Here is a 25,640-nt window from a genome sequence, read left to right on the forward strand (position 1 = left end):
AAAATGGCGGACAGATCGCCTAGCTTCGCTTCAGTGGCGCCGTTACGGAACATAGCGCGGGTATTCGTTGCGCCTGCTCCTTCGGGAGGGCACGGAACCGGCAAGCCGACCAGATCCAACTGGAAAGGAGTCATGATGATGGACGTCATCAGCCTCACGGATGGAGCCAGGATCGCGTACCACGGCCGGGGCCGGGGCCGGGGCCGGGGCCGGGGCCGGGGCGCCTCATACTGTCCTCCCACGGCCGGCGGCCGTCCGGCGATGTCCGGGAGGCCCGGATGCCGGTCGTCGGCATGAAGGGTTTCCGGGGCGATGGCCCGGCCCAGGTCTGTCCCCGGCGTTTCAACGCCGATGTCCCGGGCGTCATCGGCACCCGATGCAACCGGCACCAGCGGAATGGGGAAAAAGCGATGGCTCACGACATAGGGACCGGCCTCCCAGCGGGCGGGGGCGCGCCATGATCGCGGCACCGGCGTCCAACACCGCCCCGGCCCGGCCGGCGGCGGCCGGCCGCGGCGGGCTGCTCCTGGCCGCCGCCGCGGCCGCCGGCCTGTGGCTGGCCGGCCCGGCCGGCGGCGGTCCGGCTCCGGCCCGTGCCCAGGCGGCCGGCGCCCCGCCGGTGACGGTCAGCCGGCCGTTGCGCCAGGACATCATCGAGTGGGACGAGTTCACGGGCCAGTTCCAGGCCGTGGATTCCGTGGCGATCCGCGCCCGGGTCAGCGGGTATCTCGATTCCGTCAATTTCCGTGACGGCCAGATGGTCAAGGCCGGCGACCTGCTGTTCGTCATCGACCCGCGCCCCTTCGAGGCGACGCTTGCCTCGGTGCGGGCCGAGTTGCAGCAGGCCGAGGCCAGGCTGGACCTGTCGAACCGCCAGCTCGCCCGTGCCGCCGAACTGCGGCGGAGCGACAATGTCGCCGCCAGCGTCTTCGACGAGCGCCAGCAGCAGGTCCGCGTCGACGCCGCCGGGGTCGAAGTCGCCAAGGCAGCCGTCCGCACCGCCGAACTGAACCTCAGCTTCACCCGCATCCTGGCGCCGCTTTCCGGCCGCATCAGCCGGCGCGAGGTCAGCGTGGGCAACCTGATCGCCGGCGGCGAGGCCGGGGCGGCGACGCTGCTGACCACCATCGTGTCGCTCGACCCGATCTATTTCACCTTCGACATGAGCGAAGCCGACTTCCTCGCCTATGTCCGTGCGGCCCAGAACGGCAGGTTGCGCTCGCAGCGCGACGGCGGGATCGAGGTCGAGGCCCGCCTGTTCGACGAGCGCGACTGGACGCTGAAAGGCACGCTCGACTTCGTCGACAACCAGGTGAATGCCGGGTCCGGCACCATCCGGGCGCGCGCCGTCTTCAGCAACCCCACCGGCGTCCTGACGCCCGGCCAGTTCGGGCGGTTGCGGCTGCCGGGGTCCGACCGCTACACCGCGACGCTGATCCCGGACCAGGCGGTGGTCAGCGACCAGGCCAGCAAGATCGTGCTGACCGTGGGCGACGACGGCACCGTGGTGCCAAAGCCGGTACGGCTCGGCCCGATGGAAAACGGCCTGCGCGTCGTTCGCTCCGGACTGGCGGAAACCGACCGGGTGATCATCAACGGGCTGGTCCGTGCCCGGCCCGGCGCCAAGGTGACCCCGCAGGAAGGATCGATCGAGCCGCCAAAACCTCCGGCCGGGTGAGGGGCGACAGCCATGAACATCTCGCACTTCTTCATCAACCGGCCGATCTTCGCGGCGGTCCTGTCCATCGTCATCACCCTCGTCGGCATCTTCGCCTACCTGACCCTGCCCGTGGCGCAGTATCCCGAGATCGCGCCGCCGACCATCGTGGTGAACACGACATACCCCGGCGCCTCGGCGCAGGTCGTCGCCGACACCGTCTCCGCTCCCATGGAGCAGGAGATCAACGGCGTCGAGAACATGCTCTACATGACCTCGCAGGCGACCAGCGACGGCCGCCTGCAACTGACCATCACCTTCAGGCTCGGCACCGATCTCGACACCGCCCAGGTGCTCGTGCAGAACCGCCTTGCCGTCGCCGAGCCGCGGTTGCCGGAAGAGGTGCGGCGCATCGGCGTGACCGTGCGCAAGAATTCGCCCGACATGCTGATGGTGATCCACCTGAATTCGCCGGGCGGCGAGCGCGACCAGCTCTACATGTCGAACTACGCGCTGCTGCAGATCAAGGACGTGCTGGCACGCCTGGACGGCGTCGGCGACGTGCAGGTGTTCGGCGCCCGCGACTACGCCATGCGCGTCTGGCTCGACCCCGACAGGGTGGCGGCGCGCGGGCTCACCGCGGGCGACGTCGTCCGCGCCATCCAGGCGCAGAACGTCCAGGTGTCGGGCGGCGTCATCAACCAGCCGCCGGTCCCGACGCCCGGAGCCTTCCAGCTCAATGTCGAGACGCTGGGCCGCCTCACCGACGCCCGCGAATTCGGCAACATCATCGTGAAGACCGACGGCGCCGCCGTCACCCGCCTGCGCGACGTGGCCCGCATCGAGCTCGGCGCCCAGGACTACAACCTGAACGCCTACCTCGACCGCCAGTCCGCGGTGCCGCTGGTGGTCTTCCAGCGGCCCGGCTCCAACGCCCTGGACACCGCCAACCGCATCCTGACGACCATGGCCGACCTCTCCAAGGGCTTCCCCGAGGGCATGCGCTACGACGTCGTCTACAACCCCACCGAGTTCATCGCCCAGTCGGTCGAGGAGGTCTACAAGACGATCTACGAAGCGGTCATCCTGGTCGTCATCGTCGTCATCCTGTTCCTCCAGTCCTGGCGCGCCTCGATCGTCCCGATCCTGGCCATCCCGGTCTCGCTGGTCGGCACCTTCGCCGTGCTGGCGGCGTTGGGCTATTCGCTGAACACGCTGTCGCTGTTCGGCCTGGTGCTGGCGATCGGCATCGTGGTCGACGACGCCATCGTCGTGGTGGAGAATGTGGAGCGCTTCATCAGCCGCGGCATGAAGCCCAAGGATGCCGCGCACGAGACGATGAACGAGGTCGGCGGGGCGCTGATCGCCATCGCCCTGGTGCTGACCGCGGTGTTCGTTCCCGCCGCCCTGGTCAGCGGCATTTCCGGCCAGTTCTTCCGGCAGTTCGCGGTGACGATCGCCAGCGCCACGGTGATCTCCTGCCTCGTCTCCCTGACGCTCAGCCCGGCGCTCTGCGCCCTGCTGTTCAAGCCGCACCGGGAAAACCCGCCCAGGCCGTCGCTGCCGATGCGGCCGGTCGCCGCCTTCTTCCGCGGCTTCAACCGCGGGTTCGACCGGCTGTCCAACGGCTATGCCGGGCTGACGCGGCGGCTGGTGCGGCTGCCGTTCATCGTCCTGCCGGTCTATCTGCTGCTGCTCGGCGTGACCGGCTGGCAGTTCAGCCGGGCACCGACCGGCTTCATCCCCAACCAGGACCAGGGCTACCTGATCACCGTGGTGCAACTGCCGCCGGGGTCTTCGCTCGCCCGGACCGACGAGGTGGTGCGCAAGTCGGTGGACGTGCTGCTGAAGACGCCGGGAGTCGCCCATGCCGTCCCCTTCGCCGGCTTCGACGGCGCCACCTTCACCAACGCGCCGAACGCCGGGGCGATCTTCGTGACCCTCGCCCCCTTCGAGGATCGCATCAGGAACGGTCATTCCGCCGATGCGGTGCTGGCCGACCTGAGGCAGCGGCTGGCCTCGATCGAGGACGCCTTCATCATCACCATCCCGCCGCCGCCGGTCCGCGGCATCGGCAGCGCCGGCGGCTTCAAGATGATGGTGGAGGACAAGCGCGGCCGCGGCCTGCCGGCCCTCGATGCGGCGGTGTCCGAACTGTCCGCCGCGGCCAACAAGATCCCGGGACTGGTCGGCGTGTTCACGCTGTTCAACACCAAGACACCCAAGATCTACGCGGATATCGACCGGCAGCGGGCGGAGATGCTGGGGGTGACCGCCGATCAGGTGTTCGAGGCGCTGCAGATCTATGTCGGCTCGGCCTTCGTCAACGAGTTCAACCTCCTGGGACGCACCTACCGGGTCACCGCGCAGGCCGACGGCCGTTTCCGCCAGGACCCGCGAGACCTCGCCAACCTGAAGACGCGCAACGAGCGCGGCGAGATGGTGCCGATCGGTGCGGTGGCGGCGCTGACCGACATCACCGGCCCCTACCGCGCCGCCCGCTACAACCTCTACCCGGCGGCGGAGCTGCAGGGCAACACGCTGCCCGGCGTCTCCACCGGCTACGCCCTGGCCGCCATGGAAAAGGCGGCCGCCGAGGTGCTGCCGGACGGCTTCGGCTTCGAGTGGACGGAGCTGGCCTACCAGGAACGGGCTGCGGGAAACAGCGGCCTGATGGTCTTCGGCCTGTCGGTTCTGTTCGTCTTCCTGGTGCTTGCCGCCCAGTATGAGAGCTGGACCATGCCGCTGTCGGTCATCCTGATCGTGCCGATGTGCCTGCTGGCGGCGGTGACCGGCCTGATGATGCGCGGCATGGCCGTCGACATCCTGGCCCAGGTCGGCTTCGTCGTCCTGGTCGGCCTTGCCGCCAAGAACGCCATTCTCATCGTCGAGTTCGCCCGCCAGAACGAATTGTTCGAGGGGAAGAACCGCTTCGAGGCGGCGGTGGAGGCGGCGCGCACGCGGCTTCGCCCGATCCTGATGACCTCCCTCGCCTTCATCCTCGGCGTCGTGCCGCTGATGATCGCGCAGGGAGCCGGGGCGGAGATGCGGCAGACCCTGGGAACCGCGGTGTTCACGGGAATGCTGGGCGTCACCATCTTCGGCCTGATCTACACCCCGGTGTTCTACACGGTCGTCCGCCGCCTCTTCAGCGGACCGCTGGCGGTCAACCAGCACCCCGCCGCAGCCGAGGAAGAGGTCGGCCTGCAATCGCGGCATCAGCCTGGGGAGTGATGGCTTGGCGGGGCAGGGCGGGGCAGGGCATCGTCCCCGCCGCCCGCCGCCCGCCGCCCGCCAAGCCGAATCGGCCGATCGGCCGTCATCCGGTTCGACCGACGACACGCCTTCATTGTTCGACAGGCATCGGGCCTGCTGCCTGGAAGCAGCAGGCCCCGCTTTCGCAACGCTTCGGCGTCAATCCTGCCCGCGGGAGACGCGGAACCAATGCTCGGCATACTGCCGGCACAGCTCGGCCTCGATGCCGTCGCCGACGCGTTCGGCGTCGGCAGCGCGGGCGAGCCACTGGGACTGTTTTTGAAGCGCCGACCCGTTTACACGGGCGGGTGCTGGCCGCCCCCCGGAGGAGGCGGCAGTGGTGTGGCGGGACTTGCTGAAATTCGGTCGCGGCACTGGTACGCGGGGCCTGGAGGGTGGCATGGGGCCTACCGACTTCCTTGAAAGAGTACGGGGTCATCCGTGACCCGGCAGAGTCTACGCTGCAATTTGCCAGGATGCGCGAAAATTCTCCGGTGACGCGGCGGCGCCAACGCCTGCCGACGCGCCGGCCGACATCGAGGGCACGGCCGGCCGCCCAGGCACCGATTGCTCCCGCCATCCGGACCCTCACCGCCGGCATCCGGATCGCCAAACGGACACCGGCGTTCGTGGAGAGTTTCGGGCATGTGCGGATCGGCCCGGCGACGTGTATGCTCCAGAAAACAGGCGAGGATGACGGATGATCCACCATGTGTCGCTCGGCACCAACGATGTCGAGAGAGCCAGACGGTTCTATGATGCCGTGCTGCCCGTCGTCGGCATGATGCCGATGACCAGCACCGGAGAAGGTCTGGCTTATGGGAGCGGTACGTTTCATTTCAGTGTTCAACCCCCCATCGACGGCAAGCCGGCCACGGTCGGTAACGGCACCCACATTGCGTTCGCGGTAGAGGAACGCGATATGGTTGACCGCTTCTACTCAACGGCACTTGCCAATGGCGGGGTCGGCGACGGGGAACCTGGGCTGCGGCCGGAATACGACGCTCACTATTATGGGGCGTTCGTCCGCGATCCTGACGGACACAAGCTGGAAGCTGTCACCTACTCCGCGAAATAGCCTTTCCGATGGGGACGGTGCCGCGAGAATGCGGCGACCCGCCGGGATCGTCCCCGACGCGCTCGAAGGCCGCTCGGAGGCCGTCCTGGCACTGGAGGCCGCCGCCAACCCCACCCTCCAACGCCGTGCCCGAACGCCGCCAAGCATCAGCGTCCTGACCCAGGGAGGGCGGGATCGTCGGTTTCCGGTGTTTCCAGCCGATTGCCCGGAGACGCTTGCCGCCTTGATCCTTGGTCAAGCCGATGCCCGTCAGCCGGCCAAGCAACTGCCGTTTCGCATCCGGTGGCGACAGATCGATGTTCAGGAAATCGGACAGGGCAGTTCCGAAACTGTCCGGATCCACCCGCGCGGCAAGCCGGCCCGACATCTGCTCATCGGAGATGTTTCCCGCCGGATCGTGCGAGATCTTCGCGAAGAGTGCATCGGCATCCCGCAATGTCCCTTGCCGCTGGCGACGCTCTGCTCCGTTTCGGGACCGTGGAACGGCATGCATCTGAAAGCTGACCGCCGTGTGGCGGTGCCCCGCCCCTGCACTTGATAGTCAGATCGAGCGTCCGTCGGCAAGACCCGGCGACAGTCGTGGGCTGCTGAGCTGGTTTCCGCAGGTGTGATCGTCGGATGAGGGCTCTGGAAAGCGCCTCTGAAAGGCGGCTGTCGTCACTTGTCGGCATGCCCTTGGCATCGGACACATAGCCGGTAAACCGGCGGTCGGTGAATGAGGGCTTCGCTTGGGCTCACGCTGTCGGATCAGGCGGCGGCCGGCAAGGTAAATCCCGGGAGTGCACGGATGGCCGCCGTCATCGACTGAAGGAACACCTGGGTCCGGCGCGGGAGGTAGCGCCTTGTCGGGTACAGCAGATGGACACGTTGGGAGGGCAATGTCCATTCCGGTAGCAGTTGAACGAGGTCACCTTTTTCTATCAAGTCCTGAACCAGCCAAGCCGGCGCACTGCCGATTCCAATGCCATCGAGAAAGCACTGCCGCAACGACAGGGAGCTGTTGACCCGATAGGGGCCGACGGTGGCCACCGAAACATGCTCTGCACCGTTGGTGAAGGTGAGGGTCCCGCGGGGCTCCAGCCCGGCGTACCCGATATAGGGGTGGCTTTCAACGTCATCGGGGTGGCGTAGAACCGGCGCTCCCGCGAGGTAGACAGCCGAGGCGACCAATATACGCGGAGAGGTCGCGACCTCGCGCGCCACGGCTTCCGGCGGCAATGGCCCCCCTAGCCGGACCGCGACATCGACGCCCTCCTCGACGAGATCGACCATCCGATCGTTCAGGATCAGCTCGACTTCGAGTCCCGGATGTTGGCTTAGAAAGGCCGTCACCAGCGCGTTGAGCCGGAGTTCGCCGAAGCCCAGGGGAGCGCTGACCGTGAGCTTGCCGATCACCTGCTGCACTTGCCCGCGCACCTCCGCGATGGCGTCGGCATAGTCGTCGGCGATTTGCCGACAGCGCTGATAGAAACGCCGGCCTTCGTTGGTCGTGGAGAGGCTGGTCGTCGTGCGCTCGATCAGCCGCACGCCGATATCCCGCTCCAGGGCGGCAATGATCTTGCTCACCGTTGGCTGGGAAACGCCCGCTTCACGGGCGACAGCGGAAAAACTGCCGAGTTCGACGGCGCGGGTGAACAGCCGCAGGGCGTGAAGCCGATCCAACTCATGCCTCCTTGGCATAAGGCCTAGTCAGCTATACCCAGTTCTGAGAAGAATTGGAATGGCCTATTCCAGCAGCCGTCAACTCCGCTCGAAAGGCCCTTGCATGAACCCGACTGCTCCCGACCCTTTGAAAGGTGCACACGTCGTCGTATTTGGCGGCGCCACAGGGATCGGCCTTGCCACTGCCACCGCGGCACACGCCCGCGGCGCTCGTGTGACCCTGGTTGGACGCACCCCGGCCAAACTCGCCGCCGCTGCAGCACCTCTTGGCGCGCGGACCGCCATTGCCGATATCACCGATCGTCGCGCGGTAGAGGCCGTGTTCGTTGAGAGCGATCCGATCGACCATCTGGTTATCACCGCCGGTGCCCTGGGCGGCGGCCCCATCGCCGTCACCGACCCGGACGTCCTGCTGGCCGCGTTGCAGGAGCGGATCGCCGGGCCGCTCTACGCCATCAAGGCCGCCTTGCCGCTCATGTCGCCGACCGGATCCATCGTTCTGACCGGTGGCCAGTTCTCCGACCGTCCGTCCGCCGGCTTCTCAGTGGTGGCCGCAGCGGTGCGCGGGATCGAGGCTCTCGCGCAGGCTCTGGCGTTGGAGTTGAAGCCCATCCGCGTAAACGTCATCGCGCCCGGCTTCGTGGACACCCCGCTGTTCAACGTCATGGGCGAGGCTGCGCGCAACGGCTTGTTGGTCCAGGCCGCTCGCAGCCTGCCCGGCGGCCGGATTGGCCAAGCCGACGAGGTCGCTCAGGCGATCCTGCTGTTGCTCGTGAACGGCCATATGAACGGCGAGGTCTTGCATGTCGATGGTGGCGGACGTCTGGTGTGACGGACCAGCGCGGCGGGCGCAGGTACCGGCCTGATGAACACTTGGCGGTGATCCGCCGTCAGCTTTCCGGCATCGGCCCATGGGCGATGGTTTGGAAAACCACCTCTAAACTTGGCCTGCCGCGCGCGTAGCGGCAGGCCTTTCCCATCGCGAAGAGCACCGTGATGCCGGCGATAGCTGGTCCGTCGACCAGCATGGATCGGTCCGGCACCACGGGAAAACAACCGCCGCTCACACCAGTTCGGCGAGGTCCTTGGCGTCGAACCCCTTCAAACCCTCGGTATCGCCGCTCCGGATTTTCCTGACCCAGGCCGGGTCGCTGATGAGGGCGCGGCCGACCGCGATGAGGTCGAACTCGTCACGCTCCATCCGCTCGACGAGCGCGTCGAGGCCGACGCTGGTCGAGCCCTCGCCGCTGAAGGCGGTCATGACGTCGCCGGTCAAGCCGACCGAGCCGACGCTGATCGTGGCGGCACCGGTCAGTTTCTTGGCCCAGCCGGCGAAGTTGAGCCCCTGCGTGCCGTCGATCCCGGGGAACTCGGGCTCCCAGAAGCGGCGCTGCGAGCAGTGCAGCACGTCGACGCCCGCCTCGACCAACGGCTGCAGCCAGTCGGCCATCAGATCGGGGGTCTCGGCGATGCGCGCGGCATAGTCCTGCGGCTTCCACTGGCTGACGCGCAGGATGATCGGGAAGCCCGGCCCGACGCTGGCGCGGATCGCGGCGACGATCTCCGCGGCGAAGCGGGACCGCTCGCGGATCGTGGCGCCGCCGTAGCGGTCGCCGCGCAGGTTGGTTCCGCTCCAGAAGAATTGATCGATCAGGTAGCCGTGGGCGCCATGGAGTTCGATCGTGTCGAAGCCGAGCCGCTTCGCGTCGGCCGCCGCCTTGGCGAAGGCGGCGATCGTATCGGCGATGTCCGCGTCACTCATCGCTTTCCCGCGCGCGATGCCGGGCGCATCGAGCCCCGAGGGGCTTTCCACCGCCGCGTCGGGGACCCAGTCGGTGAGGAAGCTCTTGACCCCGCCGGTGTGCCACAACTGCGGTCCCATGCGGCCACCCGCCGTGTGGACGGCGTCGACCACGCCTTTCCAGCCGGCAAGCGCCCGTTCGCCGTGGAAGAACGGGATCCCCGGGTCATTGCGGGAGGCGGGCCGGTCGATCACCGTGCCCTCCGAAAGAATCAGGCCGACGCCGCCTTCGGCCCGCCGCCGGTAATAGGCGGCATGCGCCGGGCCGGGAATGCCGTCGGGTGCGAAGCTGCGCGTCATCGGGGCCATGACGATGCGGTTCGCCAGCTCCATCGAGCCGATGCGAAAAGGGCGGAACAGGACGTCTGTCGAAGACATGGGGAAGCCTCGCTCGTTGATTTGCGTGAAAGGTATACATGTGATACCAAGGTGCAAGAACGCACTTGCGATCGCCTAGGTATCGCCGAGGAAACCCCCATGCCCGTCTGCCAGCACTTCGACGTGAACTGTCCCAGCCGCCTGCTGTTCGACCAGATCGCCGACAAGTGGTCGATGATGGTGCTCACCGTGCTGGACGCCGGGCCGATGCGATTCAACGAGATCAAGCGGCACCTGGAGGGCGTGACGCAGAAGGCGCTGACGCAATGCCTGCGGCGGCTGGAACGCAACGGCCTCATTTCCCGCCGGGTCATCATGGCCTCGCCGATCGGGGTGGAATACGCCATCACACCGCTCGGGCGCTCGCTGCAACCGCCGTTCAAGGCGCTTTATGCCTGGATGATTGCGCATCTGGATGAGGTGGAGCAGGCGCGCCAGGCGTTCGACGCCCGCGCCGCCGAGTGACCTGAGGCGCCGCCGATCTCGCCTCCACGGCCGGACGTCCCCCCACCGAAGATGGCGGGACGCGGCAGGTTGACGATGAAGCAGGAGTCGAGCCTGGGCAGCATCCCCGCCGCGACCATGCACGCCTGCTGTTCGGAGCACAGCACGATGCCCAGCGCGGCCGAATTCTCGCGCAGATGTTCCGCCCGGCTGGCGCCGATCAGGCGTTAGGCGCCACCCGGACACCGAACGGCCCGGCCGGACGCTCGATCGGGGAACAGCGGAGGGCGACCGTCGGCCGGCAGGGCGGCGGTCGGGTCTTCCTGTTCCTTGAGGCGGACGACTTCGCCCGCGATCATGCCCGTCACCTCGCGGTGGGCGTCGTATTCCGCGAACCACCGCGATCGGAGCCGTACGGGATGGTCGCCAAGTTCGAGCGCCTCTACGGAAATCGCTGGGACCTGATCGAACCCCGCACGTCCGAAAGATCCAAGACATCAACAAAGGCGGATCGTCCGCTTTCCACCCCGGCCGGGGTGGTGCAGGGATGCGGGAATGGCGGCGGCCTACGAATCGGCGTAGAAGCCATGGCCCTTTGATGCCTGTCCCCATCTATTCGCGGCAGCGAAGCCGCCGGCGCTCAGCCGCCGATCTTTGCCGTTTCCCAGGCACGGGCCGACCCCTGGCCCGTTTCTGAGGGGCTGCATGCACTATATCTCGATGATGCGCGGGATTTAGGGCCTCATTCTTCCTCTGAAGATGCGGGTAGCAGCGGAGCAATATGGAGCCGATGGCCGCACGGCGTCTTTACAGCCCCCGCTCGGTTTCCCATTTCACGCCTTCTTCCATGAGCCGGGACTGACGTCTTGCCTGGTTGGGCTTGAGTTGGCCCATACCGGCTCACCATCCGGCGTACCAACGAGATCGGACGCGATGCACGGCAGCCTTGGACCGAACGGCAGACTGGACTTCCTCTCTGGTGGGGACGGCATGGCGTCGCTCATCCGTGCCCATGACTGGACGGCAACGCCACTCGGGGAGCCCGCCGGCTGGCCCTCCAGCCTCAAGACCCTGGTCGGGGTCATGCTGGGGTCCATCCAGCCGATGTTCGTCACCTGGGGTCCGGACCGCACGCTGCTCTACAACGATGCTTATGCCGAAATCCTTGCCCGGAAGCATCCGGCTGCCTTGGGCCGCGACTTTCTGGAGGTCTGGCATGAAATCCGGACCGACCTGCTGCCCATCGTCGAGCAGGCCTATGGTGGTGAGCCGGTCCACATGGATGACATCACCCTCATGATGGAACGCCGCGGCTATCTGGAGGAGGCACACTTCGCCTTTTCCTACAGGCCGGTGCGCGACGAGGCCGGAGCCATCACCGGTTTCTTCTGCCCCTGCAACGAAATCACGGGTCAGATCATGGCCGAGCGGCGGCTTGCAGCAGAGACCGAGCGGCAGCAACGGCTGTTCGAACAGGCGCCGGGCTTCGTGGCGGTGCTGGCTCAGCCGGATCACACCTTCGAGTTCGTCAACCAGGCTTACAGGCGCCTGTTCGGCGACCGTGACTTCGTCGGCAGGACCGTGCGCGAGGTCTTCCCCGAACTCGTCGGGCAAGGCTTCTTCGAGCAGCTCGACGACGTTTACACCAGCGGCAAGCGCTTCGCTGCCCATCACCAGCCGGTCCGTTTCCGGCGCTCGCCCGGTTCGATGGCGGAGGAGCGCTTCCTCGACTTCATCTACGAGCCCGTGCGGGACGAGGCCGGTCGCGTCACCGGGATCTTCTGCGAGGGCCACGATGTCACCGAGGCGCATCTGGCCCAGCCTGCCATCGACGCCAGCAACGCACGATACGGCGGCGTGCTGGCGGCGATGAGCGAGGGCTTCCTTGTTCTCGACGAGGATTACCGCGTCACCGAGATCAATGCCGAAGGCCTGCGGATCGACGGCCGACCCAAGAGCGAGATCCTGGGAAAGAGCCACTGGGAGTTGTTCCCCGCCTCGATCGGAACCCCGGTCCAGGCGGCCTACCACCGGGTCATGGCCGAGCGCGTGCCGGTGGAATTGAACCACCACTACCAGGATGCGGCGACCGGACACGACCTCTGGCTCGCGCTGCGCATCTACCCGGTGCCGGGCGGAGTGGCGGTCTTCTACCGCGACATCAGCGAGCGGGTGCGCGCCGAGGAGGCGTTGCGCCGCAGCGAGGAGCGCCTCAGGACAGCCATGGGAATCAGCACCGTCGGGGTACTGTTCTGGGGGCCGGGTTTCGGGCTCACCGAGGTGAATGACGCGTTCCTGGCGATGACCGGCTTCAGCCGCGAGGAGGCGCTCGGCAAGACCTGGCAGGAGCTCACGCCGGAAGAGTTCTTCCCGGAGTCCTTGCGGGCGGTCGAGCAGGTGATGACGAAGGGCGAGGCCACACCTTACGAGAAGCAGTATTTCCGCAAGGACGGCTCGCGCTGGTGGGGGCTGTTCGCGCCGCGCAAGGTCGGCGACGAAGTGGTGGAGTTCGTTCTCGACGTCACCGACCGTCGCGAGGCCGAGGCAGCCCTGCGCGCCCTCAATGAGGACTTGGAAACCCGCGTGCTCCACGCGGTCGCCGAGCGTGAGAAGACCGAGGCCGCCCTGCGCCAATCGCAGAAACTCGAAGCGGTGGGGCAGCTCACGGGGGGTGTGGCTCACGACTTCAACAACCTGCTCACCATCATCCGGTCGTCGGTTGAGTTCCTGCGCCGTCCCAATCTCCCGGAGGATCGCCGCCGCCGCTACATCGATGCGATCACCGACACCGTGGACCGTGCTGCCAAGCTTACCGGACAGTTGCTGGCCTTTGCCCGGCGGCAGGCGCTCAAGCCCGAGGTATTCGACGTGCCTGAGCGGATCCAGGCCATCACCGACATGTTGCGCACCATCGTCGGAGGCCGCATCCAGATCGTAATCGACGCCACATGCCTTCGGTGCTTTGCCGAAGCGGATGTCGTCCAGTTCGAAACGGCTGTCGTGAACATGGTGGTGAACGCCCGTGATGCCATGAATGGCGAGGGGATCCTGACGGTTCATGTCAATCCCCAGGCGCAGATGCCGCCGATCCGCGGGCATGCCGGCGGCTCCGGCAAATTCGTGGCGCTGTCCATCGGCGATACCGGGTCGGGCGTCCCGGCGGATCGGCTCGGCCAGATTTTCGAACCGTTCTTCACGGCAAAGGAAATCGGCAAGGGCACGGGATTGGGCCTGAGCCAGGTTTACGGCTTTGCCAAACAGTCCGGGGGCGACGTCGCCGTTGCGAGCGAACTCGGGAAAGGCACGACCTTTACCCTCTACCTGCCGATGGTCGAGCGGGACGTCGAACCGGGCGGCGCCCCGGACCACTGCCGTGATGCCGGGCAGGACGAGGATGGCGGTGGACGGCGCGTGCTGGTGGTCGAGGACAACATCGAGGTGGGGCGTTTCTCGACACAGCTTCTCCAGGACCTCGGCTATGAACCGACCTGGGCGGCGAATGCGCGCGAGGCCCTCACACTCCTTGATAAGGATGCTGCTCGCTTCGACGTGGTATTCTCGGACGTCGTAATGCCTGGGATGAATGGCATTGAGCTGGGACGGGAGATACGGCAGCGCTTTCCAGGTCTCCCGGTGGTGCTGACCTCCGGCTACAGCCATGTCTTGGCCGAAGAGGGGCGGCACGGCTTCGAACTGCTGCAAAAGCCCTACGCCGTTGACGATGTATCGCGTGTGCTCCGCCGATTGACACGACGGCGTATGTAGCAGCAACGGCTGGAGATCATCGGCGACACCATCTGGGCGGCCGACGGGTTTGGTTCTGCTTGTGGACGATCTTGGGGGCACTTGCTCCCGAGAGCTTTCATTGAACGTGCTTGGTGTCAAACAGCCGCTTTCCCCGCAATGCAATGGGCACTCTCGCGAGAACGACAGCTTGGTTCATGAGTTCTGTCTACGGCTTCTCTGGCGCTCTCCTGACCCGCTGGCCTCCCAAACGGCACCGCTTTGCGCACTCCTCTTGCACTTGCGTCACTTCTCTCGGCCGCCTCAAGCTCCAGCCTTCGGTGCTTTTTAAAACCAGGCATTGCGGCCGATTCCATCCTATAATAGGAATTATAACCTCATTCCAGCCGCGGAGGTTTCTATGTCCCCCGATTGCCTTCATCCCGCCGGCCAGGCCGCCACCCCGCCCGCCGGCAGCTTTCCGCATTGGGCCGATGAGCCGCCGGTGCCGCCCGAAGGGTCGCTGGTTCCTGGCTCGCGCTTCCATGAGGAACAGTGGGTCATGGCCGCCGGGATGCTGGCTCGCGGGGCTTCCTTTCTCGCCGTGTCACGCTCCATGGGCTGCAGCCGCACCACCTTGTGGCGGGCCTATTACGGCTCGCAGGCATTCCGGCATCGCGTCTGGTGGGAACGGCAGGCCTTGAACCGGGAAGCCGATCTGCGGCTGGCCTCGCTGCGCGCCCTGGTGGCCGAGCAGGTCGAACGGCTGGTGTCGGCCGGCGACCCGGCCACGGTGCGCTGGCTGGCCGACAAGCTCGGGCTCTTCGCACTCCCCGACGGGCGCGACGCTTCCGCGGCGTCCCCGATGCCCTCGCCGGTTCCACCCGCCCGCGACCGGGACGCCATCCCCGCCCCCATCCCCGGCCCCATCCCGGAAACGCCGGCCGCCGCTGCCGACATCGCCGCCGCCGTCGTTGCAGCAGCCGCTGCCGAAACCGCCTTCCTCGACGACGAGGACGACATCCCCGGCGCCCTGCGCGAGCGCAACCCGCCCGATCCGCGGGTCATCGCCGCCATCCTCGCCCGGCCGGAGGCCGAGGGGCCGAAGGGGGTCTTTCCCTGGACCCACAACCCGGACGACCTCTTCCCCAGCCTCGGCTCGGCGGGGGAGCGCAGGGGCGGGCAGGGGGCGTTCGGCCGGTCCGGCTGGCGATAGCCGCCGCTCCCGCGGGTGAACGGTGAACAGGGGGCCGGCGATGGTTCACACGGTTTCAAACGTTCCATCCCATCCACCGCCTGCCGGCCGGCCCCAGGGCGTCACGGCAGCGCGACCGGCGCCGCTCCCGCCCCGCCGCCTATTTGTCGCCGTTCGACCGGGCCTTCTCCCGGCCCTGGCCGGTGTCCGGGTCGACGCCCAGCACCTCCGCGGCGATCCGGGCGACGTTGCCGTCGATCGGCGGCGGCGCGACGTTCACCCCGGCCTTCAGCGCGCCGGTCACGATCTCCAGCACCCGCAGGCGGGCGAACCACTTGGAATTGGCCGGCACCGCATGCCAGGGGGCGGCGGCGGTGGAGGTCTTGTCGAACATCGACTCCGCGGCATCGACATAATCGTCCCATTTGGCGCGGTTGCGCAGGTCCTCCTCCGTCAGCTTCCAGCGCTTGTAGGGGTTCTTCATGCGCTCGCGGAAACGCTCCAGTTGCTCTTCCGGCGTGATGTGCAGGAACAGCTTGATGATGCGCACGCCGTCGTCGGTCAGCAGCCGCTCGAACTCGTTGATCTCGTCATAGGCGCGCTTCCACTGCTCCTTGCTCGCCAGCTTCTCCACCCGCTCGACCAGCACGCGGCCGTACCAGGAGCGGTCGAAGATGGCGAAGGTGCCGACGGCCGGCAGCTTGGTCCAGAAGCGGTAGAGGTAATGCTTGCCCTGGTCCTCGGCGCTGGGGGCGGAGATCGGCCAGACATGGAAGCCGCGGGGGTCGAGCGGCTCGGTCATGCGGCGGATGGCGCCGCCCTTGCCGGCGGCGTCCCAGCCCTCGAACACCACGATCGCCCGGCGCTTCTCGTGCCAGTAGGTCTGCTGGATGTGCAGCAGCTCCTTCTGCAGCTTGCCGAGCCGGCGGTCATAGTCCTCGGCCGTGTCGATCCGCGAATCGTCCTGGTCAAGCTTGCCCAGGCGGATCTTTGGGGGTTTGCCGGACTTGTCGGCCATGCGGGCGGTTCCTTCGTCGTGGTGGGGATGGGTGTGGGGGGGAGCGGAAAGGGGAGGCGAGAGCGAATGGGTGGGTGGGTTGCCGGTTGTGGGCGGAACCTTCGCCGCTCCACCGGGTTTGTGCGGCGGGGGCGTGGCGCCCGACGCGGCCGGCGTCCCCTGATGAAACGGCGTCGATATCCAACCAGCGATCCCACAACGGGGACGGGCGGGCTGTCAACGGTGGAAGCCGCGGAATTGGGCACCCATCTAGCGGGACAACCAGCCGCGGCTTCGGACACGGAGAACCAGCGCCAAGGAAGGGGGTTCCATGAGCATCGTCGGACCGCGCATCTATAACCTGTTTCCGACCCTGGTCGGGCCCGTCCGTGACTGGGCGGCCCACCTGCCGCGGATCCAGGGGATGGGATTCGACTGGATTTTCCTGAACCCGATCCACCAGCCGGGCTTCTCCGGCAGCCTCTATGCCGTCAAGGATCCCTACCGGCTGCACGACGCCCTGCGCGGCGGCGCGCAGGAAGGCGATGACGAGCTGCTGCGCCGCTTCATCGACGAGGCCGGGCGCCACGGGCAGTCGGTGATGATGGATTTCGTCATCAACCACACCTCGCGCGACGCCCTGCTGGTCGACCAGCATCCGGACTGGTACAAGCGCGGCCCCGACGGCGACCTGCACCGTCCCGGCGCCGTCGACCCCGCCAACACCGCCAACGTCACGGTGTGGGGCGACCTCGCCTCGCTCGACTACGACCGGGCGGACTCGCGCGCCGGGCTGATCGGCTACTGGACCGACTACCTGAACCACTATATCGGGCTCGGGGTGAAGGGCTTCCGCTGCGACGCCGCCTATCAGGTCCCGGCCGAGGTGTGGAAGAGCCTGATCGACGCCGCCCGCGCCCGCAATCCCGAGGTCACCTTCTTCGCCGAAACCCTCGGCTGCACCGTGGAACAGGTGCGCGAGCTGTGCGGCGCCGGCTTCGACTTCCTGTTCAACAGCGCCAAATGGTGGGACTTCAAGGCCGACTGGCTGCTCGACCAGTATGAGGATTTCCGCTGGATCGCGCCGTCGGTCTCCTTCCCGGAAAGCCACGACACCGACCGGCTGGCGGCGGAGGTCGGCAGCCAGGATTCGGTGCGGCTCGCCGCCCAGCTCAAGATGCATTACCTGTTCGCCGCCAGCTTCTCCACCGGCGTGATGATGCCGGTCGGCTTCGAGTACGGCTTCACCCGCAAGCTCGACGTGGTGCGGATGAGCCCGGCCGACTGGGAGCCGGCCAAGCTCGACCTCACCGGCTTCATCGGCGCCGTCAACGCCATGAAGGCCGCCACCCCGGCGCTGAACGTCGAGGGGCCGCAGCGCCGCGTCACCTCGCCGAACAGCCCGGTGCTCGGCCTGATCCGCCGGGTCGACGGCGCCGCGCTCGACCAGCCCGACGGCTGCGCCATCCTGCTGCTGAACCCCGACGAGAACCGTCCGCAGGATGTCGACGTCGGCCCGGTGCTGGCCGCCACCGGCGGCACCTTCGAGGCGTTCGAGGACGTGACGCCGGAGGCCGAGCCGCTGCCGCTGGAACCCGGCGCGCCGATGACCCTGCGCCCGATGGAGCTGCGCGTCTTCCGTGCCCGCGCGGCGCAGAGCCGGCCGGTCGAGCTGCACGACGTCGAAGAGCGGGAGTGGATGGACTCCATCGCCGCCGGCCGCATGACCATCGAGAACGTCTACCCCGAACTCGACGGCGGCCGCTTCGCCATCAAGCGCGCGGTCGGCGACGTGATGGAGGTGTGGGCCGACATCTACACCGACGGCACCTTCGTGCTCGCCGCCTCGGTCATGTACAAGGCGGACGGCGACGAGGAGTGGCGCGAGGCGCCGATGCGCCTCCACGAGAACGACCGCTGGGTCGGGCGGGTGCCGCTGACCCGCAACGCCCGCTACACCTACAGCATCGAGGCCTGGCGCGACGTCTGGGAAAGCTGGCGCGCCGACTTCAAGAAGAAGGTCGACGTCGGCATGACCGTCGACCTGGAGCTGGTGGAAGGCCGCCGCTTCGTCGAGCAGGCGCTCGACCTGAACCATGGTGACGGCCGCGCCGCGCTGGGGGCGGTGATCGAGCGCATGCAGGCGCTGTCCGGCCGCGAGGCGATCGACTATGCGCTGTCGGACGAGCCGCGCCGCGTCATGGCGCTCTACGGCGAGCGCCAGTACAAGTCGCGCTATGTCCGCGAACTGGAGGTCTATGTCGACCGCACCGCCGGCGCCTATTCCGCCTGGTTCGAGATCTTCCCGCGCTCGGCCTCGCCGGACCCGTCGCGGCCCGGCACCTTCGACGATGTGGTCAACCTGCTGCCCATGGTGCGCGACATGGGCTTCGACGTGCTCTATTTCCCGCCGATCCACCCGATCGGCCGCGCCTTCCGCAAGGGCAGGAACAACACGCTGAACCCCGGTCCCGACGATCCCGGCGTGCCCTACGCCATCGGCGCCGAGGAGGGCGGGCACGATGCCATCGATCCGATGATCGGCGATTTCGACAGCTTCCGCCGGCTGGTGCGCGAGGCCAAGCGCCACGGGCTGGAGATCGCGCTCGACTTCGCGGTCCAGTGCTCGCCCGACCATCCCTGGGTGAAGGAGCATCCGCACTGGTTCTACTGGCGGCCCGACGGCACCATCCGCTATGCCGAGAATCCGCCGAAGAAGTACCAGGACATCGTCAACGTCAGCTTCTACCGCCAGTCCTACCCGGACCTGTGGTACGCGCTGCGCGACGTCGTGCTGCTGTGGTGCCGGGAAGGCGTGCGCATCTTCCGCGTCGACAATCCGCACACCAAGCCCTTCCCCTTCTGGGAATGGATGATCCGCGAGGTGCAGGACCGCTACCCCGACGCGCTGTTCCTGGCCGAGGCCTTCACCCGGCCCAAGCTGATGAAGCGTTTGGCCAAGGTCGGCTTCACCCAGTCCTACAGCTACTTCACCTGGCGCACCACCAAGCCGGAGCTGACCGAGTATCTCACCGAGCTGACGCAGGGTGAATCCAGGGAGTACATGCGCCCCAACTTCTTCGCCAACACCCCCGACATCCTGCCGCCGATCCTCACCCATGGCGGCCGGCCGGCCCACATGATGCGGGCGGCGCTGGCGGCGACGCTGGCCGGCGTCTACGGCCTCTACGGCCCCTATCTGCTGTGCGAGGCCGAGGCCTATCCCGGCAAGGAAGAATACAACCACTCGGAGAAGTACGAGATCCGGCACTGGGACTGGGACAAGCCCGGCAACATCCGCGACTACGTCACGGCGCTGAACCGCATCCGGCAAGAGAACCCGGCGCTGCAGCAGTTCACCAACCTGCGCTTCTACAACGCCTACGACGACAACATCCTGCTCTATGGCAAGATGACGGCGGCCAAGGACAACGTGATCCTGATCGCGGTGAACCTCGACCCCCACAATGGCCATGGCGGGACCATCGAGGTGCCGCTGTGGGAGCTCGGCCTCCCCGACGGCGCCCATGTCCAGGTCGAGGACCTGTTCAGCGGCCACCGGTTCACCTGGATCGGCAAGTACCAGCATGTCTGGCTCGACCCGACCCACAACCCCGCCGCCATCTGGCGCATCATCCCCCCGGGCGTGTAACGCCCCTTCTTCCTCCTTCATCCCACTCCCTCTCCCGCGAAAGCGGGGGAGGGTCGGGGAGGGGGCAGCAGCGCCAGGGACCCCAAAAACGAAACGGCCTCGCGGGCACCCGCCCGCAAGGCCGTTTTTTCCGAAATCCCTGTGCTGTCCGTCAGCGCCGGCGTATCATCGTGACGCCGCCGACGGTCTTGTCGAGAAAGGCGATCATCGCCTCCGGCTTATGACCGACGGAACAGGACGCGAAGCTCATCCACCAGCGGGCCATCGGCGTCGACCAGCCGTAGCGGTCGGCAATGACCTGGACATTGTCCATACCCTGGATCGGCGAAGGCTGGGCGGTGGCGATATGGGCGGGTGTCGACGGACTTACCTTGGGTTCGACGCTGTGCATGGTTCCTCCCGACGGCGGCGCTCGGTGCCCGCTTATGCGGTACCTTATCCTTCAACAGTCGGGAGCGGCAGAGGTGCTTTGGTGCTAAGGGATACTGCACTTTCGGCGATGCGGTCCAACCCATGTAAGGCATAGATCAGGTAGGCGGAACGGGCAATCCACAGGCCCAGACGACCAGTGCCACCAGGGCGGTTCGGTTTGCCGGACGAAACAGAAGCGCCATCCGGACCCAGAATGGCGACACTTTCAACTCGTCGGCTATATCCCGGACTTCCGTCGGGGACAGCCGCAAGGCGGGAGCGGTGTTGTCGTTCATCATCGCCATCCGTCATTGCAGTCAGCGGGGTGGTGTGAGAACAGCAACGGTCAAGAAATCATCACAGATGCGGGTGTGATAATACTGTGACGTAAGGGGCGCTGGACGGGCGTTACTTCGCGGCCAGCAGGGCACGCGGCGCGCGGTCGGCGCCGCTGGCGAGCGGCTGCTTCGGGTTGCCGATCCAGGCGACGATGTCGTCGACGACCAGCTTCCCCTTCAGGTCGCGCAGCAGCATGTGATACCCGTCAGGGTAGACGGCGACGACATGCCGGCCGCCGGCCTCGAAATCCTGCAGCGCCCGCTCGACCGGGCGGGGCGGCAGCACCTCCTCGTGGGCGCCGTACAGAACCATGGAGGGCACCCGGAGGTGCGGGCAGGCGTCCAGCGCCGCGCCCATCAGCTCGGTCAGCCCCTCCAGCGCATCGACGCGCGAGCCCTTGATGACCATCGGGTCGCGGCCGAGCGCCCGCAGCATCTCGATGTTGTCGGACGGATGGATGTCGAGGTCGCGGGGCGGGTGCACCACCATCCCCGGCACCAGGTTGTAGGTGATCCACAGGGCGGCGCGCGGGAAGAAGCCCATCGCCTGCCGGCCCCACACGGCGGGGGCGACCAGGATGGTGCCGGCGACGTCGGGCGGGTTCTCGCCCGCCATCGCGGTCAGCACCACCGCCCCGCCCATGCTCTCGCCCATCAGGTACACCGGCACCCCGGGGTGCCGGCGGTGGGCGGTCTCCACCGCGGTGCGGGCGTCGGCGACCAGCGTGGCGGTCCCGGCCCACACGCCGCGCTCGCGGGTGGCGCCGAAGCCGCGCTGGTCATAGGCATAGGTGGCGATGCCGTTGGCAGCGAAGTCGCGGCCGGCGCCATCGAAGGCATTGGAGTAGTCATTGAAGCCGTGCAGCGCCACCACCACTGCCCGCACCCGGCCATCCTGCGGCAGCCAGGAGCGCAGCGGCAGCTCGAACCCGTCCGCGGCGATCAGGGTGCGCTCGGTCATCCGCGGCTGGACGACGGCCGTTCCCATCGGTTGGAAATCCGCGGCACAGCCGCCAAGCAGTAGCCCCAACCCCAGAACAGCCGCCAATCCGCTATGCCGCATGGATTACTCCCGTGTCGCCGTGCGCACCACCCGTCAGTTGGAGGAATATATCCTCCAAATCCGACTCCTCGGTCGTGACATCGACGATCCCGACTCCCGAGGCGGCGAGCGCCGACAGGATGGCCCCGGCCTTCTGCCGGCTCGGCTGGTAGCGCACCACCATCCGCCGCGGCTCCGGCAGCTCGACGGTGTAGCCCTCCAGCGAGGCCGGCGCCGCCGTCAGGTCACGGTCGAGCGTCAGGCACAGCGCCTTGTTGTCCACCCGGCGCAGCAGGGTCGTCTTCGGCTCGCACGCCACCACCTGGCCATGGTTGATGATCGCAATGGTGTCGCACAGCTCCTCCGCCTCCTGGAGGTAGTGGGTGGTCAGCAGCACCGTGGTGCCCGCCTTGTTGAGCTGCCGGACATAGTCCCAGAGCTGGCGGCGCAGCTCGACGTCGACGCCGGCGGTCGGCTCGTCGAGGATCAGCACCGGCGGGGTATGGACCATCGCCTTGGCCACCATCAGCCGCCGCTTCATGCCGCCCGACAGCGAGCGGGCGTGGGCGTCGGCCTTGTCGGACAGCCCGACGGCGGCCAGCAGCTCGTCGGTCCGCCGTTCGCCCTTCGGCACGCCGTAGAGGCCGGCCTGCAGCTCCAGCATCTCGCGCGGGGTGAAGAAGGGGTCCATGTTCAGCTCCTGCGGCACCACGCCGATCGAGGCGCGGGCGCGGCGCGGGTGGTCCGCCACCTCATGGCCCCAGATGCTGGCGGTGCCGCCGGTCTTGTTCACCAGCCCGGCCAGGATGTTGATCATCGTCGACTTGCCGGCGCCGTTGGGGCCGAGCAGCCCGAACAGCGAGCCGCGCGGGATTGCGAGGTCGATGCCCTTCAGCGCATGCTTCGGGCCGGCCTTGCCGGTCGGCTGGTAGACCTTGGTCAGTCCGCGCAGCTCGACCGCGTTGGCGGGGAGCGGAATGGACGTCGGGGTGTCGGTGGGCGCGGCCATTGGTCTCGAACCATGATGATTGCGGTTGGCGAAAAAGGTCCGCCGCTCCGTGGTTCCCCCGTTGATCCGCGTCGCGCGATGGGTATCATCCGGCCCGCGCGCGCGGCACCCTTCCGGGGATCCGGGAAGCGGGCGCGTCCACGATGGCGTGAACCGGCGCGCCTGTCAAAACAGAGGATGACTGCCATGCAGGCGACCCAGCAGCCGACCGAGACGATCCTTGTTGAAACCTCGACCGTAGGCTGCGACGGCGGCGGCGGTGCTCTCGGCCATCCGCTGGTCTATCTGACGCTGGACCGCGAGGGGCAGGTCGAATGCCCGTACTGCTCGCGCCTCTACAAGCTGAAGGAAGGCGCCAAGCTCTCCCACTGCCACTGAGCGCACGGTCGCCGGCCGGCCCGCCAGGTCACGGGCGGCCGGCAGCGGCCGCCGTGCCGGCCAGGAGAACCGAGCACTTGGCATTGCGATATAAAGCCGCAGGGGCAAATTGCCTGTCTTCAGTCTTGATGGAATACTGCTGGCCGAAAATGCCCAATAGCTGTGCGGGACTGAACAAAAAAAAGACACTCCGCACTGTGATGAAGACGAGGTGGAGGCGCTGAGGGTACTGTCCTGTGACGGCAGCGCAGCAAGCTCGGCAATCGGTGGCTCTCCCGAAAAGATAACGGATTTTCAGAGGCTTGCTTCGGGCGTGTCACGGAAATACGCTCGCATGCGGCCTCGAAGTTACCTTTTTGTTATATTTTCAGTTCATCCTATGAGACAGTGCAGGTGCTGATGCTTGATGGCTGTCGTCGCAACGGCGTCTGCTTTGACGCAGTGCGAAAGGCTGGCAGTTCCACACTTGTTGTCTGAGTAGTAGGCTGATGTTGTTTCTGGATACTTCCGGTTTGGCGTCGGACGAGGCGCGCATGATGAGTCAGGACAGGGAAGAGCAGTATCGAAGTATTTTTGAGAATGCCGTCGAAGGCATTTATCAGACCACCGTCGACGGCCGTTATCTGCGGGTCAACCCCGCGCTGGCGGACATCTACGGCTACGATTCACCCAAGGACCTGACCGACAACCTCACGGATATCGCCTGCCAGCTTTATGTGGACCCCGGAAAGCGTGAAGCCTTTGCCGAACTGATGGCGCGTCAGGATCGTGTCCATAGCTTCGAGGCCCGGGTTTTCCGACGCGACGGATCGATCATCTGGATCGCGGAAAGTGCCCGGTGCGTCCGTGATGCCGATGGGCACATCCGGTACTATGAAGGTACCGTTCAAGACATCACGGAGCGTAAGCAGCACGAAGAGAAAATCAGGTTGCTCGCCACGGTCTTCGACAGCGTCGCCGACGGAATCCTGATCGTCGATCCGGAACTGACGGTCCAGGCGATCAATCCCGCCTACGAGGCGATGACCGGGTTCCAGCGTGAGGCGTTGCTGCGGCGCCCGCTGGTGCTCTTTGCTCCCGGCTCACACGAACGCGATTTCATCGACACCATCTGGACCACTGCGCGCCAAGCCGGGCGCTGGCAGGGCGAGGTCACCAGCTTCCGCCATTCGGGCGATGCTTTCGCGGCAGCATTGTCGGTGACCTCGGTACGCGCGCCCAACGGCGTGCTGGAGCATTACGTGCTCACCATTGCCGATATCAGCCAGCGGAAGTCCCAGGAACACCAGATCCGTTACCAAGCGAGTTTCGATCGGCTGACCGACCTGCCCAACCGCTGGCTGGTATGCGAGCGGCTTGAGGAGGCCATCGCGCGGGCCCAGCGAAACCACAGCAAAGTTGCCGTGGCGTTTCTAGACCTCAATCGCTTCAAGCAGGTCAACGACACGCTCGGCCATCATGCCGGTGACGACCTGCTGAAGCTCGTGGCGCGCCGGTTGCGGAACTGCACCCGCATGTCCGATACCGTCGGGCGCCTGGGGGGTGACGAGTTCCTGATCGTGGCGCCCGATGCGGCCGACCAGTCCGCCGGCGCTCGGTTGGTCGAGAAGATCCTCTACTCGATGGACGAGCCGTTTGCCGTTCATAACCAGGAGTTGTTTTGCGGCGCGTCGATCGGTTTGGCCTTCTATCCGGATGATGGGGAAACCGCGGACCAGTTGCTGCGCAATGCCGACCTCGCCATGTACCATGCCAAGCGCAACCCGGAGCATAGGTACGTTTTCTACGACGGGGGCATGCGTGAGCGCTCCGGCTTCACCTTGGGGCTGGAGAGCGACCTGCGACGGGCTGGTGGCGGTGAGGAGTTCGAACTGCATTTTCAGCCGAAGATGGACCTTGTCGGCAACCGGCTCATCGGGGCGGAGGCGCTGATCCGCTGGCGTCATCCCATCCGCGGGATCGTCAGTCCGGCCGAATTCATCCCCCTGGCGGAAGAAACCGGCCTGATATGGGACATTGGCGCCTGGACGCTCGTTGAGGCATGCCGTCGGCTTTCCGATTGGATTCGCCGTGGCCTGCCCGTTCCTTCCGTCTCGGTCAACCTTTCTCCACGCCAGTTCCAGGATGCTCGCCTTGTCGGCTTCGTGCGCAGTGTCGTCGAGGCGGCCGGCATCCCTCCCGACAGGCTGGAGTTGGAACTGACCGAGGGCGCCATGATCGGCGATATCGAAAAGGCCGTGCTGATCCTCAATGGCTTGAAGGATATCGGTGTCAGGCTGTCGATCGATGATTTCGGGACCGGCTACTCGTCATTGGCTTACCTGAAGCGCTTTCCGATCGACACCCTGAAAATCGACCGCAGCTTTGTCCGTGACATCGTCAAATCCACCACCGACCCGGCGATTGTCGGCACCATCGTCAATCTTGCCGGCAGCTTGGGGTTCGATACCATTGCCGAAGGTGTGGAGACCGAAGAGCAGGCAGACATGCTGTGCCGGCAAGGCTGTACCCGCATCCAGGGTTATCTGATCAGCCGTCCGTTGCCGGTTGTCGACTTCGAACGCTTCATGACGGCCGCAATGGCTCCAACCTGATACGACGCTCGCGAGTCGCGCGGTAC

At 66.6% G+C, this 25,640-nt stretch carries 21 protein-coding genes; 12 read left to right on the forward strand and 9 right to left on the reverse strand.

Annotated elements, in window-relative coordinates; all coding sequences use genetic code 11:
• Positions 1 to 457: 457 nt before the first annotated feature.
• On the forward strand, positions 458 to 1,678 hold the full coding sequence (locus J2850_RS25770) for an efflux RND transporter periplasmic adaptor subunit (protein WP_209988421.1): 1,221 nt from the start codon (positions 458 to 460) through the stop codon (positions 1,676 to 1,678).
• 12 nt (positions 1,679 to 1,690) lie between these two features.
• The gene (locus J2850_RS25775; RefSeq protein ID WP_209988423.1) at positions 1,691 to 4,891 is read left to right on the forward strand and encodes an efflux RND transporter permease subunit; all 3,201 of its coding nucleotides are present in this window, start codon (positions 1,691 to 1,693) and stop codon (positions 4,889 to 4,891) included.
• Between the two features lie 180 nt (positions 4,892 to 5,071).
• Here J2850_RS25775 and J2850_RS25780 read toward each other — a convergent pair whose 3' ends face one another.
• Positions 5,072 to 5,314 (reverse strand): DUF4167 domain-containing protein, encoded by a 243-nt coding sequence (locus J2850_RS25780; protein WP_209988426.1) that lies wholly within the window; start codon positions 5,312 to 5,314, stop codon positions 5,072 to 5,074.
• 298 nt (positions 5,315 to 5,612) lie between these two features.
• On the opposite strand from J2850_RS25780, the gene J2850_RS25785 reads away from it, so the two are divergent.
• Together J2850_RS25785 and J2850_RS25790 are read left to right on the forward strand one after the other, a co-directional pair.
• Positions 5,613 to 5,990 carry a VOC family protein gene (locus J2850_RS25785; protein WP_209988429.1) on the forward strand — a complete coding sequence of 126 codons (378 nt, stop codon included), beginning with the start codon at positions 5,613 to 5,615 and terminating at the stop codon, positions 5,988 to 5,990.
• A gap of 28 nt (positions 5,991 to 6,018) precedes the next feature.
• Positions 6,019 to 6,528 (forward strand): hypothetical protein, encoded by a 510-nt coding sequence (locus J2850_RS25790; RefSeq protein ID WP_209988431.1) that lies wholly within the window; start codon positions 6,019 to 6,021, stop codon positions 6,526 to 6,528.
• Positions 6,529 to 6,737: 209 nt separating this feature from the next.
• On the opposite strand, the gene J2850_RS25795 is transcribed toward J2850_RS25790, so the two are convergent.
• Complete coding sequence (locus tag J2850_RS25795) at positions 6,738 to 7,652, reverse strand: LysR family transcriptional regulator (protein ID WP_209988434.1); 915 nt, start codon at positions 7,650 to 7,652, stop codon at positions 6,738 to 6,740.
• 58 nt (positions 7,653 to 7,710) lie between these two features.
• Between J2850_RS25795 and J2850_RS25800 the strand changes: the two genes are divergently transcribed.
• Positions 7,711 to 8,484, forward strand: a complete 774-nt coding sequence (locus J2850_RS25800) for an SDR family oxidoreductase (RefSeq protein ID WP_209988437.1) — start codon at positions 7,711 to 7,713, stop codon at positions 8,482 to 8,484.
• Positions 8,485 to 8,542: 58 nt separating this feature from the next.
• Here the strand turns inward: J2850_RS25800 and J2850_RS25805 are convergent, their stop codons facing one another.
• Both J2850_RS25805 and J2850_RS25810 read right to left on the reverse strand, forming a co-directional pair.
• Positions 8,543 to 8,680, reverse strand: a complete 138-nt coding sequence (locus tag J2850_RS25805) for a hypothetical protein (protein WP_209988443.1) — start codon at positions 8,678 to 8,680, stop codon at positions 8,543 to 8,545.
• Between the two features lie 35 nt (positions 8,681 to 8,715).
• Positions 8,716 to 9,831, reverse strand: a complete 1,116-nt coding sequence (locus tag J2850_RS25810) for an NADH:flavin oxidoreductase (protein WP_209988445.1) — start codon at positions 9,829 to 9,831, stop codon at positions 8,716 to 8,718.
• 99 nt (positions 9,832 to 9,930) lie between these two features.
• On the opposite strand from J2850_RS25810, the gene J2850_RS25815 reads away from it, so the two are divergent.
• The 4 genes from J2850_RS25815 (at position 9,931) to J2850_RS25830 (ending at position 15,214) form a co-directional block, all read left to right on the forward strand.
• On the forward strand, positions 9,931 to 10,296 hold the full coding sequence (locus J2850_RS25815) for a winged helix-turn-helix transcriptional regulator (protein ID WP_209988449.1): 366 nt from the start codon (positions 9,931 to 9,933) through the stop codon (positions 10,294 to 10,296).
• A gap of 176 nt (positions 10,297 to 10,472) precedes the next feature.
• Positions 10,473 to 10,874 carry a VOC family protein gene (locus tag J2850_RS25820; protein ID WP_209988451.1) on the forward strand — a complete coding sequence of 134 codons (402 nt, stop codon included), beginning with the start codon at positions 10,473 to 10,475 and terminating at the stop codon, positions 10,872 to 10,874.
• 391 nt (positions 10,875 to 11,265) lie between these two features.
• Positions 11,266 to 14,040: a hybrid sensor histidine kinase/response regulator gene (locus J2850_RS25825; RefSeq protein ID WP_209988454.1), complete on the forward strand. Its 2,775-nt coding sequence runs from the start codon at positions 11,266 to 11,268 to the stop codon at positions 14,038 to 14,040.
• A 379-nt stretch (positions 14,041 to 14,419) separates the two neighbouring features.
• Entirely contained in the window at positions 14,420 to 15,214 is a 795-nt protein-coding gene (locus J2850_RS25830; RefSeq protein WP_209988459.1) for a hypothetical protein, read from the forward strand.
• Positions 15,215 to 15,353: 139 nt separating this feature from the next.
• Here the strand turns inward: J2850_RS25830 and J2850_RS25835 are convergent, their stop codons facing one another.
• Positions 15,354 to 16,211: a polyphosphate kinase 2 family protein gene (locus J2850_RS25835; RefSeq protein ID WP_209988462.1), complete on the reverse strand. Its 858-nt coding sequence runs from the start codon at positions 16,209 to 16,211 to the stop codon at positions 15,354 to 15,356.
• 310 nt (positions 16,212 to 16,521) lie between these two features.
• Between J2850_RS25835 and J2850_RS25840 the strand changes: the two genes are divergently transcribed.
• The gene (locus tag J2850_RS25840) at positions 16,522 to 19,842 is read left to right on the forward strand and encodes a maltotransferase domain-containing protein (RefSeq protein WP_209988465.1); all 3,321 of its coding nucleotides are present in this window, start codon (positions 16,522 to 16,524) and stop codon (positions 19,840 to 19,842) included.
• Between the two features lie 151 nt (positions 19,843 to 19,993).
• Here J2850_RS25840 and J2850_RS25845 read toward each other — a convergent pair whose 3' ends face one another.
• From J2850_RS25845 to J2850_RS25860, 4 genes are all read right to left on the reverse strand, one after another.
• Complete coding sequence (locus tag J2850_RS25845; protein WP_209988468.1) at positions 19,994 to 20,233, reverse strand: hypothetical protein; 240 nt, start codon at positions 20,231 to 20,233, stop codon at positions 19,994 to 19,996.
• A 136-nt stretch (positions 20,234 to 20,369) separates the two neighbouring features.
• Positions 20,370 to 20,552: a hypothetical protein gene (locus J2850_RS25850; RefSeq protein ID WP_209988471.1), complete on the reverse strand. Its 183-nt coding sequence runs from the start codon at positions 20,550 to 20,552 to the stop codon at positions 20,370 to 20,372.
• 109 nt (positions 20,553 to 20,661) lie between these two features.
• Entirely contained in the window at positions 20,662 to 21,579 is a 918-nt protein-coding gene (locus J2850_RS25855; RefSeq protein ID WP_246513549.1) for an alpha/beta hydrolase, read from the reverse strand.
• 64 nt (positions 21,580 to 21,643) lie between these two features.
• Entirely contained in the window at positions 21,644 to 22,642 is a 999-nt protein-coding gene (locus J2850_RS25860) for an ABC transporter ATP-binding protein (RefSeq protein WP_209988477.1), read from the reverse strand.
• 177 nt (positions 22,643 to 22,819) lie between these two features.
• Between J2850_RS25860 and J2850_RS25865 the strand changes: the two genes are divergently transcribed.
• Complete coding sequence (locus J2850_RS25865; RefSeq protein ID WP_209988480.1) at positions 22,820 to 23,020, forward strand: zinc-finger domain-containing protein; 201 nt, start codon at positions 22,820 to 22,822, stop codon at positions 23,018 to 23,020.
• 488 nt (positions 23,021 to 23,508) lie between these two features.
• Positions 23,509 to 25,614 carry a putative bifunctional diguanylate cyclase/phosphodiesterase gene (locus J2850_RS25870; protein WP_246513551.1) on the forward strand — a complete coding sequence of 702 codons (2,106 nt, stop codon included), beginning with the start codon at positions 23,509 to 23,511 and terminating at the stop codon, positions 25,612 to 25,614.
• Positions 25,615 to 25,640: the final 26 nt, after the last annotated feature.

This window comes from Azospirillum picis, assembly GCF_017876115.1.
In the GTDB taxonomy this organism is placed as follows: Bacteria; Pseudomonadota; Alphaproteobacteria; order Azospirillales; family Azospirillaceae; genus Azospirillum; species Azospirillum picis.

Coding starts and splice junctions, on each gene's coding strand:
- J2850_RS25800 (WP_209988437.1), top strand. CDS start 7,711: ATGGCCTATTCCAGCAGCCGTCAACTCCGCTCGAAAGGCCCTTGCATG.
- J2850_RS25775 (WP_209988423.1), top strand. CDS start 1,691: ATGAACATCTCGCACTTCTTCATCAACCGGCCGATCTTCGCGGCGGTC.
- J2850_RS25825 (WP_209988454.1), top strand. CDS start 11,266: ATGGCGTCGCTCATCCGTGCCCATGACTGGACGGCAACGCCACTCGGG.
- J2850_RS25855 (WP_246513549.1), bottom strand. CDS start 21,579: ATGGGAACGGCCGTCGTCCAGCCGCGGATGACCGAGCGCACCCTGATC.
- J2850_RS25840 (WP_209988465.1), top strand. CDS start 16,522: ATGAGCATCGTCGGACCGCGCATCTATAACCTGTTTCCGACCCTGGTC.
- J2850_RS25845 (WP_209988468.1), bottom strand. CDS start 20,233: ATGCACAGCGTCGAACCCAAGGTAAGTCCGTCGACACCCGCCCATATC.
- J2850_RS25835 (WP_209988462.1), bottom strand. CDS start 16,211: ATGGCCGACAAGTCCGGCAAACCCCCAAAGATCCGCCTGGGCAAGCTT.
- J2850_RS25780 (WP_209988426.1), bottom strand. CDS start 5,314: ATGCCACCCTCCAGGCCCCGCGTACCAGTGCCGCGACCGAATTTCAGC.
- J2850_RS25770 (WP_209988421.1), top strand. CDS start 458: ATGATCGCGGCACCGGCGTCCAACACCGCCCCGGCCCGGCCGGCGGCG.
- J2850_RS25830 (WP_209988459.1), top strand. CDS start 14,420: ATGTCCCCCGATTGCCTTCATCCCGCCGGCCAGGCCGCCACCCCGCCC.
- J2850_RS25860 (WP_209988477.1), bottom strand. CDS start 22,642: ATGGCCGCGCCCACCGACACCCCGACGTCCATTCCGCTCCCCGCCAAC.
- J2850_RS25785 (WP_209988429.1), top strand. CDS start 5,613: ATGATCCACCATGTGTCGCTCGGCACCAACGATGTCGAGAGAGCCAGA.
- J2850_RS25810 (WP_209988445.1), bottom strand. CDS start 9,831: ATGTCTTCGACAGACGTCCTGTTCCGCCCTTTTCGCATCGGCTCGATG.
- J2850_RS25820 (WP_209988451.1), top strand. CDS start 10,473: ATGTTCCGCCCGGCTGGCGCCGATCAGGCGTTAGGCGCCACCCGGACA.
- J2850_RS25865 (WP_209988480.1), top strand. CDS start 22,820: ATGACTGCCATGCAGGCGACCCAGCAGCCGACCGAGACGATCCTTGTT.
- J2850_RS25805 (WP_209988443.1), bottom strand. CDS start 8,680: ATGCTGGTCGACGGACCAGCTATCGCCGGCATCACGGTGCTCTTCGCG.
- J2850_RS25790 (WP_209988431.1), top strand. CDS start 6,019: ATGCGGCGACCCGCCGGGATCGTCCCCGACGCGCTCGAAGGCCGCTCG.
- J2850_RS25870 (WP_246513551.1), top strand. CDS start 23,509: ATGTTGTTTCTGGATACTTCCGGTTTGGCGTCGGACGAGGCGCGCATG.
- J2850_RS25815 (WP_209988449.1), top strand. CDS start 9,931: ATGCCCGTCTGCCAGCACTTCGACGTGAACTGTCCCAGCCGCCTGCTG.
- J2850_RS25850 (WP_209988471.1), bottom strand. CDS start 20,552: ATGATGAACGACAACACCGCTCCCGCCTTGCGGCTGTCCCCGACGGAA.